At 62.5% G+C, this 12,578-nt stretch carries 12 protein-coding genes; 3 read left to right on the top strand and 9 right to left on the bottom strand.

Annotation, left to right across the window (positions count from 1 at the left end; all coding sequences use genetic code 11):
* Positions 1 to 48: 48 nt before the first annotated feature.
* From B0G73_RS27905 to B0G73_RS27865, 9 genes are all read right to left on the bottom strand, one after another.
* Positions 49 to 1,104 (bottom strand): hypothetical protein, encoded by a 1,056-nt coding sequence (locus tag B0G73_RS27905; RefSeq protein ID WP_258193561.1) that lies wholly within the window; start codon positions 1,102 to 1,104, stop codon positions 49 to 51.
* 251 nt (positions 1,105 to 1,355) lie between these two features.
* On the bottom strand, positions 1,356 to 1,949 hold the full coding sequence (locus tag B0G73_RS41420; RefSeq protein ID WP_106284411.1) for a hypothetical protein: 594 nt from the start codon (positions 1,947 to 1,949) through the stop codon (positions 1,356 to 1,358).
* Positions 1,950 to 2,357: 408 nt separating this feature from the next.
* Positions 2,358 to 4,148 carry a chloride channel protein gene (locus B0G73_RS27895; protein WP_106284410.1) on the bottom strand — a complete coding sequence of 597 codons (1,791 nt, stop codon included), beginning with the start codon at positions 4,146 to 4,148 and terminating at the stop codon, positions 2,358 to 2,360.
* A gap of 6 nt (positions 4,149 to 4,154) precedes the next feature.
* The gene (locus B0G73_RS27890; RefSeq protein ID WP_106284409.1) at positions 4,155 to 4,568 is read right to left on the bottom strand and encodes a MarR family winged helix-turn-helix transcriptional regulator; all 414 of its coding nucleotides are present in this window, start codon (positions 4,566 to 4,568) and stop codon (positions 4,155 to 4,157) included.
* 89 nt (positions 4,569 to 4,657) lie between these two features.
* On the bottom strand, positions 4,658 to 5,824 hold the full coding sequence (locus B0G73_RS27885) for an HPP family protein (RefSeq protein WP_181196657.1): 1,167 nt from the start codon (positions 5,822 to 5,824) through the stop codon (positions 4,658 to 4,660).
* A 194-nt stretch (positions 5,825 to 6,018) separates the two neighbouring features.
* Complete coding sequence (locus B0G73_RS27880; protein WP_106284407.1) at positions 6,019 to 7,479, bottom strand: efflux transporter outer membrane subunit; 1,461 nt, start codon at positions 7,477 to 7,479, stop codon at positions 6,019 to 6,021.
* A 12-nt stretch (positions 7,480 to 7,491) separates the two neighbouring features.
* Complete coding sequence (locus B0G73_RS27875) at positions 7,492 to 8,634, bottom strand: ABC transporter permease (protein WP_106284406.1); 1,143 nt, start codon at positions 8,632 to 8,634, stop codon at positions 7,492 to 7,494.
* Positions 8,631 to 9,575, bottom strand: a complete 945-nt coding sequence (locus tag B0G73_RS27870) for an ABC transporter ATP-binding protein (RefSeq protein WP_106284405.1) — start codon at positions 9,573 to 9,575, stop codon at positions 8,631 to 8,633. The genes B0G73_RS27875 and B0G73_RS27870 overlap by 4 nt, the downstream gene beginning before the upstream one ends.
* Positions 9,572 to 10,555, bottom strand: a complete 984-nt coding sequence (locus tag B0G73_RS27865; RefSeq protein WP_106284404.1) for an HlyD family secretion protein — start codon at positions 10,553 to 10,555, stop codon at positions 9,572 to 9,574. Before B0G73_RS27865 ends, B0G73_RS27870 begins: the two co-directional genes overlap by 4 nt.
* 264 nt (positions 10,556 to 10,819) lie before the next feature.
* On the opposite strand from B0G73_RS27865, the gene B0G73_RS27860 reads away from it, so the two are divergent.
* The 3 genes from B0G73_RS27860 to B0G73_RS27845 form a co-directional block, all read left to right on the top strand.
* Complete coding sequence (locus B0G73_RS27860) at positions 10,820 to 11,506, top strand: TetR/AcrR family transcriptional regulator (protein ID WP_106284403.1); 687 nt, start codon at positions 10,820 to 10,822, stop codon at positions 11,504 to 11,506.
* A gap of 472 nt (positions 11,507 to 11,978) precedes the next feature.
* Positions 11,979 to 12,263, top strand: coding sequence for a YtcA family lipoprotein (locus B0G73_RS27850; RefSeq protein WP_106284402.1), 285 nt, complete (start codon positions 11,979 to 11,981; stop codon positions 12,261 to 12,263).
* Positions 12,264 to 12,282: 19 nt separating this feature from the next.
* Positions 12,283 to 12,578: biotin/lipoyl-binding protein (locus B0G73_RS27845; RefSeq protein WP_146144243.1), on the top strand; the 296-nt coding region annotated here is incomplete at its 3' end.

Raw genomic sequence — 12,578 nt, 5'->3', positions numbered from 1 at the left:
CTGTTCCTGTTGTCACTGATTCATTGCCCGCCGCGCGCAGCGCTGACATCAATGATGGGTGCTCACGTCACGCGTCTCGGGCGCCGGCTCGGGTGCGGGCTCCGCGGGCGGCGGAATCTGGAGTTCCGTTTCGCGCTGCGCGAGTGTCACGAGACGCTGTGCTTCCTTGCTGCTCGAATCGATCTGCAGCGCGGTGCCGGCATTGTGCGAGACGCATGTCCATCGCGCGATATATCCGCAGCCTCTTGCGAGGCTCAATAGCGCGTCGCGCTGCTGTTCGCGCGTGCTCAGCATGGAGCGCAGGTTTAACGCGTCGCGATTGTCCGGTTGCGCGGCGATGACCGCCGCAAGGCGCGCTCGGGTCGCCGATAGGTTGTTGCGCTGCAGATTGGCCCGTGCGGCTTTGAGATGCCGCGACACATCGGCGCGCGGTTGTTCCGGTGGGTTGCCTGACTGTCCGCCCGGATTGCGCTTCGCCTCGGGTTCCACGGATGCGACGCGGCGCGAGAGCGGTGGCGAAGCGGCCGGCGGCGCAATCGGCGGCGCAATCGGCGGCGAACGCACGGGAGCGGACCGCACGGCGGCGACGGCCGTGGCAGTCGTGGCGCGCGGTGCGACGACTGCCACGGCAGGTTTCTGCGCGGCGGCAGGCGGCGCGGTAGCGGGCGTCTGGGCGACGACCGTGGCCGGTTTCTGGCCGACGGCAGCGGCGGGTTTCTGGACGGTGACGGCGGCAGGCTTCTGAACAGCGACAATCGCGGGCTTCTGCTGCGCGGCGGGCGTGGGCCGCTGCGCGACGGTGGCCGCCGGCTTCTGCGGAATGGCGACGAGCGGCGCGACATTTTGTGTCCGCACCTTGCCGGACACAGCGATTGGCGTGCCGACATTCGAGTCGTTGCTATGGATGAAACCCAGGTACACGCCGCACGTCACCACCAGCACCGAAGCGCCCAGCACGAGGGGCTGGCGCAGCCGCTGATAGGCGGATACGGCGACCTCGGGCTTCTCGACGAACTCGTAGGGATTGACCAGTGCGCGCGAGGACGGATTCCAGATTTTGCGTGCCGGCAGACGGCTGTCGACGAGCGGCTGCGAGTCGTCCAATTGACCGTTCAGCGGGACTTTGAGCGAGGCAGGCGGCGCCGGACGCGCGCCGAACGAATCGGCTGGACGCCGATGGCACGAAGGACAGGGCGTGAAGCGACCGGCTAGCGGGACACCGCAGTGCCCGCATCGGAAGGGATCGTGCTGATCGGAAGTAAAGTCGCTAAGCATCGCCGTGTCGCAAAGGGGCGTCGAATGCCGGCGCCACAATCAGAAAAAACAAGGCACCGTAACGAGGCTTGCAAGCAGGGTTACTGTGCGACTACGTAACCCCGCGCTTGCATGCACGCGCCATACGCGGCCCAGTACTGTGTCATGGGCGGCTCGGGCGCCGGCAGAGGCGGCAGCTTCACGCTGGACGCCGCAGCCGTCTGCGCCGCGCTCGCGGCTGCCGTTTCCGAGGCGCTGTTGCCCGCGGTCGTCGCCGATCCCGCCGTGGCGGCCGTAGTCGTGGTGTCCGCCGATGTCGCGCTCGCCGCCGTGGCGGCCGAAGCCCCCTTCGCTGTCGCCGCCGTGGTCGCTACGGGCGCACTCGCGCCCGGCGCGGCGGCGACCGGCATGCTCTCGCCGATTGGCGCGGACGAGAAAGTGCTGGACGGCAACGGCGGCCGCGACGGCGCGCCGGTCGACGAAGTCTTGGTGGCAGCCGGCTTGCGCGGTGGAATCTGCGGCTCGCGGACGATGTTGACCTTAGTCTGTTTGTTCGCCGTCGCATAGCACATCGCGGAATCGACGCTGCGCTGATAAGGGCTTTGACTTCGGATTGGATAAGTGAGCGGCTGCCATGCGAAAGCAGCACTGCTAAACGCCAATAGCGTCAGTAGGGTATATGTTTTGATTTGCATCGCAGTCTCTCCCGCAGCGATGTTTCGCCTTTCGTAGGCAATGGCGCTTCGCGGTGTGTTCTATGCCTGCTAATTTTGCCGCTGGACGGCGGCTCATTACCGCGAAGGCTGCTTTGGTGAGCGTAACACCCTGTATTGTCAACGCAATACACTGGCATAGCGCGCGAAACCGCCATCCTGCAGTCGAATCAAGACAGATCGACGGGAAGTGGCGGAAAACGTAGGGGTATCCCCAGGCGATGCGGCCGTGCCGTGTTGAATGCGCGGGCGCTTCTGCGTGCAGGCAAGGGAGTCGGACATGAGGAAATGGCAGAACTGCTATCGGATGCTGTTGGCGGTGGCATCCGTGTCGCCTCCGGATGCGCCTCTGGGAAGGGGCACGGAAGAATTGCTTGCCGATCGTGTGGCTTACGGAACCGGCGGGAAGTGCCGCTTGCCGGTGTGCACCCGCAAACGCCGGAAGCGCTCTTTCTTGTGCTCTTCGTCGAAATGCGCAAGAGACGGTTTGATCAGATCGCTGCGCGACACAATCCCGATTAATTGCAACGTGGTGGAATCCGCAACCACGGGCAAACGTTCGAGACCGTGCACCGCAAGCCGTGTTGCGACGAGACGGCACGTTTCACCGGGCAGCGCGAAAGTGGCCGAACGGTGTCGCAATACATCGGCGAGTTGCGAGTCGAGCGTACTGTGCGCGTCGCCACCGCGGATTGTCTCCAGCGTCGCGCGATCGACGACGCCCAACAGCGCGCCCTGATGCACGACCGGATAGGCGCGATGTGTCTGCGTCGCACCGAAGTACGTTGCTAGCGCTTCTGCCACGGACATGCTGCCATCGATCGTCTTGACCGCGCGCGACATCACCTCGTCGACATGGTGGCGCTCGAGTGGGTCGACGCCGTATTCGCGGTAAATGTGATAACCGCGCCGGGCAATTTTCTCGGTCATGATGGAGCGCTTCATGACGACCGTTGCGAACCCATGCGCGATCAGTGTCGCGGCGAGCAGCGGCAATAGCGCGTTACTGTCGTGCGTGAGGCCGAATGCGAACACGATGGCGGTCAACGGCGCGCCCAACGTGGCGCCGAGCGTGGCCGCCATGCAGACGAGCGGCCACAGCGCGGGTTCGCCGCCCGGCAGCACGTGGCCGAGCAGGACGCCGAGTCCCGCGCCCAGCATGAGCAGCGGAGCAAGGACGCCGCCCGAGGTACCCGAGCCGAGCGCGACGACCCAGATGACCGCCTTCACGATGAGGATCGCCAACGCGATCTGGATGGCAATGTGCTGATGCAGCAGATCGCCGATCACGTCGTAACCGACGCCCAGCGCGCGCGGTTCGAGAAAGCCGCCAATGCCGACGACAAGTCCGCCGAGCGCGGGCCACCACATCCAGTGGATTGGCAGCTTGCCGAACAGGTCCTCGACTTTATAAAGTGCGGCCGACAAGCCCGAGGCGAGCGCACCGGACAGCAAGCCGGCGATGACGCAGGACAGCAGCGATAGCGCGCCGGGCGGCGCCGTTTCAAGCGGAAAGAGCGGGCCGTTGCCGAACAACGCCGCACGCGCAAAACCCGCGACGGCACATGCGAGCGCGACCGGCAGAAAACTGCGCGGGCGCCATTCGAACAGCAGCAGTTCGACCGCCAGCAGCACGGCAGCCACTGGCGTGCCGAACACCGCCGTCATGCCCGCCGCCGCACCGGCCACCAGCAGCGTCTTGCGCTCCGCGGACGTGACCTTCACACACTGCGCGATCAGCGACCCGAGCGCGCCGCCTGTCATGATGATCGGGCCTTCCGCGCCGAACGGGCCGCCGCTGCCGATCACGATGCCTGACGAGAGCGGTTTGAGAATCGCCACCTTCGGCGACATGCGGCTCTTGCCGAACAGGATGGCTTCAATCGCTTCGGGAATGCCGTGACCGCGAATCTTCTCAGAGCCGTAGCGCGCCATGAGACCGACGATCAGGCCGCCGATCACAGGGATGACCACCACCCAGACACCCAACGTATTGACGGCCGGTGAGCGGTCCGCAAACGAAAACTGCTGGAAGAAAAACAGATTGGTGAACAGATGAATCAGGCTCAGCAGCACGAACGCCGCGAGCGTGCTGAGCGCGCCGATCCCCGCGGCGAGCGCGGAAATGCCGGGAAGCCTCGCGTTGACGGAAAAATCGCGTTTGTGGTGGTCAAGACTCATGGCGACTCAAATATCGATCTGGGGGACGCTAAACGCGCCTTTGAGCGACTTCAATTCGGCACGATGCATTTCGGCGAGACGGGCGAGCACCTGCTCGCCGGCTTTCAGCAAATGAACCTCGACCTGGCGGCGATCCGTCTCGCTGACTTTTCTGCGCACCAGATCGAGCGCCTCGCAGCGGGACACGAGCGCAACCACGCCGTGATGCTGCGCCTGCAGCCGTTCCGCAAGTTCGCCGACGGTGGCCCAGTCGCGCTCCGGATAACCCTTGATGTGCAGAAGCAGCAGATACTGCAACGGCGTGATGCCTTCGCCCTGAGCAGCCTGCTCGGAAAAACGCTCGAAGCGCCGCATCTGATAGCGAAACTCGGACAGTTGCTCGAAGTTCGCCTTGGTCAAACCGCGCGTGAGTGTTTTCATCGAAGTGCCGTGGAGGAAGAGATAAAGCGCGAATTATATCATGACGTGATATGTATGTCCGTACTCGATCCCTGTGTCGGCGACAGTGGCTATGCTGCGGTCCGCTGCCTGGCGTAAGCTTGGCGATACAGTCCCGCAATAAGATCGGCCTGCGTGATCATGCCGGCTAGCCGCTGTTGCGAGTCCAGGACCGGAATATGGTGGTGCCCGTAGTTCGCGAACACCGGCACCAGTTCGACGATGGGCGTCGTTCCTTCGACTGTCTGAACGTCCACGTTCATCAGTGCGCCGACGAGCGGCGCCGGAGTGACACTGCGCCTGAACCAGCGCTGCACGGGAGAAGTCAGGCCGGGCGCTTTGCCGAACGCGCGTTTGCCGACGAGGTCCGCGCGGGTCACGATGCCGATTACGTGCTGCTTCTCGTCAGTGACCGGAAGCGCCTTGATATGACGCCGTTTCAACAGACTCCATGCGGCGGAAGCACGCGTGGTCGCCGACACAGCGACGAGCGAGCGCGACATGATGTCCGCGCAGGTCAGTTCATTGAACGTGCGCGCATAGGCCTGCAACTGAACGTCGCGCAGCAGGGATTCCAGATCGTCTGTGTCGATGTCGAGCAATTCGCCGCGGCGGCTCAGCACCGCTTCGAGGTCCGCCCGCGTGAAACCTTCGCTCGACGCCGAAGCCGATGCTCCCGCGCCTTTGACCGAACTCGCCTGGGCGACGTGGGGGTATCGATGTCCGGTAGCGGCGTGATAGACGATGGCGGCGCATAGCAGTGTCACCGACTGGATCGCAATCGGCTCGGCCACAAAGCGATAGCCCAGCGCATGCACCGCCGGACCGCCAAGAACCGCGGTCAGCGCAACCGCGCCTGACGGCGGGTGAACACAGCGCAGCGCAAACATTGCGCAGATCGCGAGCGCGACGGCCAAAGCGGCGGCGCCCACCGGATCGCCGATCCAGCTTGCACAGGCCACGCCGACCGTAGCAGAGACGATATTGCCGCCAATAATCGACCACGGTTGCGCAAGCGGACTAGCCGGCACCGCGAACAGGAGCACGGCCGAAGCGCCCATTGGCGCGACGAGCAGCGGAATATTCGCCGCAGGTCCGAGAAGGACGTGCATGGTCCCGCCGGTAAACGCAATCCCAAGCAATGCGCCGAGACACGATCTCAGGCGTTCTGGCCATCGGACAGCCATGGGGTGGGGCGCGAAGCTGGCGAGCCAGCGGATGAAAGCGTAGCGGGACAAGGTTCGAATAGGAAAATGGAAGGCAGTGTCAGATTAGAGGAGGCCGCACATTACGGCCAAATCCCAAGGAAACGAAAGAACGCACCGTCATGATTATATTTCATTGTGATATAAAACTGCGTTGCGGGTTGCCGCAACGCAGCAGAAGCGGCCGGCGGCCAAGGGTCAGGCCTGGTCCGCAAGTTCTTCCGCCGTTACCGCGCGCTTCCTAAGGTCAAGTCGGATTCGTTGCTGCCCAGCGATTGAAATAGCGCGGCCGTATCGCTTAACCGGGCCGCCTGCGCGCGCGTCTGATCGAGAGCGGTCTGCCACGCCTGACGTTGCGTGTCGAGCAAGCTGAACTGGCTGACGCCACCCGCCGAATACTGCGCACGCGCAATGTCGAGGTTGACTTGCGCTTGCCGGGCGGCGTCGTCGCGAGCTTGCAGTTCGTGCGCGTCGTTACGCAACGCCGTCAGCGCGTCCGCAACCTGTTGCAAGGCCTGCAGCACCGTTTGCTGATAGCTCGCGAACGCAGCGTCATAGGCCGCCTGGGCAGCGCGCTTCTTCGCATGCAACTCGCCACCACGAAAAATGGGCTGGGTGAGATTCAGGCCGATATTCCAGATATTCAGGCCATTCACAATGTCCTGGACACTCGTACGTTCAGAGCCGATTCCCGCCGACAGCGAAAACTGCGGGTACAGGTTCGCGGTCGCGACACCGACGTTCGCGCTGGCCTGGTGCAGCAGCGCTTCAGAGGCGCGAATGTCAGGGCGTTGCCGTGCGAGTGACGAAGGCAGCGTGACGGGTATCTCAGTTGGCAGATGAAGCGAGTCCAGCGTGAGTCGATCGAACTCCGCTTTGGACGGCACGTCGCCCACCAGGATCGCCAGTTGGTGATCCGCCTGCGCGAGCTGTGTGGCGAGCGGCGGCAGCGACGCGCGCGTTTGCGCAAGCAGCGTGCGCTGGCTATTTACGTCGAGTTGCGACACGCCGCCGGCGGCGAGGCGTGCTTCCATGATGCCGAGTTGCTGCGCCTGCGCGTCGGCGAGGCGTTGTGTCAGCAAGACCTGCCGCTGCAATGAAGCGCGCTGCACCGCCGTCGATACGACATTGCCCGCAATGGACAGGCGCGCTGCCTCCAGTTGGAATGCCTCGTAGTCGACCTGCGCCAACGTCGCTTCGAGCGCCCGGCGATTGCCGCCGAAAACGTCGAATGTATACGCCACCGTCACTGACGCATTGAATAGCGAAAACGGCCCTGGGTTCTCGACATGCGGGATGCCGAACGCCGCGAGATCGACCTGTTGACGCGTTCCGGAAATCTTCGCGTCGACGCTCGGAAATCGTGTCGCGCCCGACTGCGCATTGTAGTTTTCGCGCGCCTCGATCAGCTTTGCGCGGGCTTGCGCCAGCGAGGGGCTTCGGCTCAGCGCCTGATCGACGAGACGGTCTAGTTCCGCCGAATGAAATTGGCGCCACCATAGCGGCAGTGGCGCATCCGCTGTTGTGAAGGTTTGGGCGGAACTCTCGGTGCCGTCGGTCGATACTGTGCGTGCCGGTTCGGCCTTGTGCGTGTAGATTTGCGTGTCCGGTGCCGCGGGCGCGTGAAAGTCGGGTCCCACTGCGCAGCCGCACAGCACGAGTGAACAGAGGAAAGCAAGTGGCTTCATGATCGTGTTTTCCTAGTCGAGCGTGCGCCGGTAGAAGCGCAATGCAATAGCCATGACGATCGCGGTGAACAGCGCCATTGGCCACACAGAGGGCCACAGGTCGACCCAACCATTGCCCTTGAGCAGGATGCCGCGAATCAGCCGGTTGAAATAGGTCAGCGGCAGGAGGTTGCCGATAAACCGTGCCCACGCCGGCATGCCCGCGAAAGGGAACATGAAGCCCGAAAGCAGGATGTTGGGCAAGAAGTAGAAGACAGTAAGCTGCATCGCCTGCAACTGGTTCTGTGCGAGCGAAGAAAGCGTGATGCCGACCGTCAGATTCGCCGCAATGAAAAGTAGCGCCGAGAGATAGATGGCCAATGCGCTGCCGACAAATGGGACGTGGAAAACGTAACGTGTCGCGGCAAGAATGATCGACGCCTGAATGAGCCCGATGACGACATAGGGCACGATCTTGCCGGTCATCACTTCGATTGGCAGAACGGGAGTGGCGAGCAGGTTTTCCATCGTGCCGCGCTCGCGTTCGCGGGTCACGGCGAGGCCGGTCATCATGACGAGCGTCATGGTGAGGATCACGCCCATCAGCCCGGGCACCACGTTGTATTGCGTCACGCCTTCGGGGTTGTAGAGGTTGTGAACCTGCACGTCGAAGGCGTTTTGCGTGCCGTTCAGATGTGCGAGCGGACCCGTGAGATCTTTATTCGCGACCGGTTGGACGAGTTTCGGCAGCGCGCCGACGGCGGTGTTCGTTGCGGTGGGATCGGTCGCGTCGGCTTCGACCAGCAGTGACGGATGCTCGCCACGCAGCAGTTTGCGCGAGAAATCCACGGGGACATTGAGCACGAATTGCACCTTGCCCTGGGCGAGCGCGCGGCGCCCGGCCTCTTCGTCAGGCAAGATTTCGACGATATCGAAATAGGCCGAGTTCGTCATCGCCGCAACGAAGCTGCGGGAAAACTCGCTCTGGTCGTGGAGGATAACGGCTGTCGGCAGATGCTTCGGGTCCGTATTGATCGCGAAGCCAAACAGTGCAAGCTGGACGATCGGCAGTCCGACAATCATGCCGAACGTGACGCGGTCGCGCCTTAGCTGAAGAAACTCCTTGAGGACGATGCTCCACCAGCGTGTCAGAGAGAAGACGGTGCGATTGCTCATGACTGCGCTCCGAAGTTGTCCTTCGAATGGCTCATCAGATAGATGAATACGTCTTCGAGTCCTGTGCCGATCGGTTCGATGCGCAGCGAGGTTCCGGCAACCGCGTGCCGCACCGCGGTTTCGAGCGCTTCGTGGTCGCGCCCGCTGACGTGCAGCGCGGAACCGAACACGACGGTCTGGTCCACGCCGGGCGTCGTGCGAAGCTGCTCGGATAGTTTGCTCAGGTGTTCGCCGTGGATGGACCACGTCGACAGACCTTGTGATTCGATCACCTCGCTCGCGGTGCCGCGCGCGAGCATCTTCCCGTAAGCGATATAAGCGAGCTTGTGACAGCGTTCCGCTTCGTCCATGTAGTGGGTGCTGACGAGCACGGATATGCCGGTGGCGGCGAGGCGATGCAATTCTTCCCAGAAGTCGCGCCGTGCGGTGGGATCCACGCCGGCGGTGGGCTCATCGAGCAGCAGCAATTTTGGCTCGTGCAACATACAGGCGGCCAGCGCGAGCCGCTGCTTCCAGCCGCCCGATAGCGAACCGGTCAACTGGTTCGCGCGTGTCTGCAGGCCGAGCGATTCCAGCGAGCGATCCACCGCTTCTCGCCGGTTGCGCATCTGGTAGATGCGCGCGACAAAGTCGAGATTCTCGCGGATGGTCAGGTCTTCCCAGTAGGAAAAGCGCTGGGTCATGTACCCGACATTGCGTTTGATCTGCTCGCTCTCACGCACGATGTCGTAGCCGAGGCAGGTGCCGCTGCCCGAATCCGGTGTGAGCAATCCGCACATGAGGCGGATTGAGGTCGTCTTGCCGCTGCCGTTCGGCCCGAGAAAACCGAAGATTTCACCACGGCCGACCTGCAACGAGACGTTGTTGACAACGTGCTTGTTACCGAAGCGCTTGTTCAGGTCATGCACGTCGATCACGTACTGGTGGGCGTCGTCGTTCATTGCAGCACCACCGAGACAGGTTGGCCCGGATGAAGCTTCGTTGCGTCCGCAACCGAGGGGTGGGCTTCGACCATGAACACGAGCTTGGCGCGGCTCTCGTTGCTATAGATGACGGGCGGCGTGTATTCGGCCTGACTCGACACATAAGTGATCTTCGCGGGCACGTCGGCCGCGCAGCCGTCGCAATGCAGCGTCACGCCGCGATTGAGCGCCAGTTGCCCGACGATCGTTTCCGGAACGAAGAATCGCACCTTGATGTTCTGCGGCGGCAGCATCTGGACGACCGGACTGCCGGCGGCCACCCATTCACCCTGGCGATAGAGCGTGTCATAGACAAGGCCTTCCGATGGGGCGGCGACGCGTTTCTGATCGAGTTTCCATTGGGCCTGCGCGACGGCGGCATCGGCGGCGGCTACTTGGGCCTCCTGCCCGACGATCTGTTGTGAGCGGGCCGGCAGGCGAGCCACGTCGACCTGATGGGTGAGTTCCCGAACCTGCGCGGCGGTCGAGTCGGCGTTAGCGCGCGAGTCGTCGAGTTGACCTTTTGCGATGCCACCTGCGCGGTATTGGGCCTCGTCGCGCGTCAGTTGCAGCGCGGCTTTGCGGGCGTTGGCGACGGCCTCCGCCAGTTGCGCGCGATTGACGTCGACCTCGGGCACGCGCTTGCCGGTCCGGATGTCGGCGAGTTGGGCGCGGGCCGCTGCGAGTTGCTGCTGCGCCTGGACGAGTGCGTGGGCTTCGTCGTCAGACTCAAGGGAAAATAGCGAGTCATTCGCCTTGACCGTTTGTCCGCGAGAGACGGATAGCGCCGTAAGCTTGCCGGCCTGTGTTGAGCCGAGATAGACGAACTCACCTTCGACATAGCCCTGATAAGTTGCCGTTTCGTGCCGTGAACAGGCTGATAGCAGGGCGAGAAGCAGCACTGAAAGTGCGGTTCCGGCAAATCGTTGCGCTCGCCTGGAGTTGGATGGAACTTCCATTGAGAGGCGTTTATTTAGTGAGTAATACATAATTAAAATCCTATGGAGCCGCGATTCGGCACACCAGGCGGATCGAGTCAGCACGACAGGAAGCGCGCGATGAGTTCGATCTGCGGTCCCCGCGAGGGCGATCCGGCTGCCTTGGTGACTCGGCCTTCCATGCCGGCGCGTCCGTTCGCGGACCGGACGCAGATGAAGTAGAATGGATACTATGCGAATTTGAATTCAAATTCAAAGTATTTTTAGGAATGTAAGCCTTCGACCATGCCCACCAGTCCGAGAAAAACAGCCGCGACGCAGCCTAAGCGGGCCTCGCGCCCCGACGGCGCGGCGACCCGTCAGCACCTGCTCGCGACTGCGGGCCAGGTGTTCGCCGAACGCGGTTTCGCGGATGCCACCAGCAAGGAGATTTGCCAGCGCGCGGGCACACCGATGGCGTCGGTGAACTATCACTTTGGCAGCAGGGAGGCGCTCTACGAAGCGGCGCTCGTCGAGGCGCACCGGCAAGTCGTGGGTCTTGACGAATTAGCGGCGCTTGCCGCGAGCCTCGATGACCCTAGGGATCAGTTGCGTGCCATCCTTTGCCGTTTCGTCGGTCTTTCAACGAGCGCGGGTACGCCTTGGGGCTTCATGCTGATGTTGCGCGAAGTGCTGTCGCCGTCGAAAGCCATCCCGGCTCTCATCGAAAAAGCAGTGCGTCCGAAAGCCGCATTCCTGCTCAAGGTGATCGGCGAAGTGCTGGGGCTGGACCCGACCACGCCCGTGGTTCAGCGGGCTGTGATGTTCACGGTGTTGCCCTGCATCGCCATGATGATCGCGCCCAAGCAGATGCAGTCTGCGCTATTGCCTGCTGCCGCGAAGGACAAGGATGCGCTTGCAGAGGATTTTGTGCGATTCGTGCTGGCGGGGCTCGATGCGATCGCAGTCGCTCATCGTTCAGAAGCCAGGTGAATCCGGCATTTCGGACAGCTTCTTCCACGGGAGTGGCTTGCATGACGATAGCCAGAATCAACGCTTCGACATTTCGTGACGCAGGGCGAGTGCGCCTCGGTCGATACACTGCGTCGCCTCTTGCAATCCTCTGGCCACTCAACGCCGAGTTTGACTAGGAAGCAGAACGATCGCAACATGTCATATTCATATAGTCCGGGATGCCTGTTCGGCGTTATTGTGTCGATTTGGTGCGCCCGTCATCTGTCGGCGGGCGGACCCACGGGCTAGAACCTTGCAAATGCGCCGTGGGTTTTTTCAGACTGTCTTGAACGACGGCGCGCTGTTGGAGATGTAAGGCAAGCGGCGGCTCGCTAGTGCGCCCGAAGCCGTTTCCCTTGCTGCCCAACACCCGAATCCGGGGCGAGAGGCATCGGCATATCTGCAAGGTGAGACATTGATTTCAACCACAGAGTCGACTTTGAAACGACACATGCCACCAGCCAGAGGCAGATATTCAAAGCGTGCGATCGGCGCGGCCGCGATTGCCGCGATTCCAATTACAGGGTGTACAAACTCGCCGTCCATCGGGGTGCTTGGCGCATACTTTCCCGACTGGCTGTTCTGCATTGTCGCGGGCGTCGTGCTCACGGTCGTCATCTATCTGATTCTCAAGCGCTTGCAGCCCGACCATCTGATGGGACCTTCCGCCGTCGTGTATCCCACGCTTGTCGCTTTGCTGGCGCTCGTTGTCTGGTTGATCTTCTTCCAACATTGAATCTTTGTCGGGTGGATGAATGGCGACCCCAGCCAGCAAGACATCGAAAAGAAAATGGCCAGCCATCGTGATCGTCGTGGTGACGCTGTTGCTGCTCGTCTATGTGATCCGGCAGTGGGACCGCACGCCTCGCACCGACGACGCTTATGTCTACGCGGACACGATCGACGTCGTGCCGGAGGTCAACGGCCGCATCGTCGAACTGGCGGTGCGCGACAACCAGGCGGTGAAGCAGGGCGATCTGTTGTTCCGTATCGACCCGCGTCCGTATCAGGATGCGCTCGCGCGGGGCAACGCGTCGCTCGTCGCGCTCGA

Source organism: Paraburkholderia sp. BL25I1N1 (assembly GCF_003002025.1).
GTDB lineage: Bacteria > Pseudomonadota > Gammaproteobacteria > Burkholderiales > Burkholderiaceae > Paraburkholderia.
This window is presented reverse-complemented; position numbering and strand designations above follow the sequence as displayed.

Excerpts from the sequence above, each read along its gene's own strand:
- B0G73_RS41420 (WP_106284411.1), bottom strand. The coding sequence starts at position 1,949 with ATGCAAATCAAAACATATACCCTACTGACGCTATTGGCGTTTAGCAGT.
- B0G73_RS27895 (WP_106284410.1), bottom strand. The coding sequence starts at position 4,148 with ATGAGTCTTGACCACCACAAACGCGATTTTTCCGTCAACGCGAGGCTT.
- B0G73_RS27890 (WP_106284409.1), bottom strand. The coding sequence starts at position 4,568 with ATGAAAACACTCACGCGCGGTTTGACCAAGGCGAACTTCGAGCAACTG.
- B0G73_RS27880 (WP_106284407.1), bottom strand. The coding sequence starts at position 7,479 with ATGAAGCCACTTGCTTTCCTCTGTTCACTCGTGCTGTGCGGCTGCGCA.
- B0G73_RS27875 (WP_106284406.1), bottom strand. The coding sequence starts at position 8,634 with ATGAGCAATCGCACCGTCTTCTCTCTGACACGCTGGTGGAGCATCGTC.
- B0G73_RS27870 (WP_106284405.1), bottom strand. The coding sequence starts at position 9,575 with ATGAACGACGACGCCCACCAGTACGTGATCGACGTGCATGACCTGAAC.
- B0G73_RS27865 (WP_106284404.1), bottom strand. The coding sequence starts at position 10,555 with ATGGAAGTTCCATCCAACTCCAGGCGAGCGCAACGATTTGCCGGAACC.
- B0G73_RS27860 (WP_106284403.1), top strand. The coding sequence starts at position 10,820 with ATGCCCACCAGTCCGAGAAAAACAGCCGCGACGCAGCCTAAGCGGGCC.
- B0G73_RS27850 (WP_106284402.1), top strand. The coding sequence starts at position 11,979 with ATGCCACCAGCCAGAGGCAGATATTCAAAGCGTGCGATCGGCGCGGCC.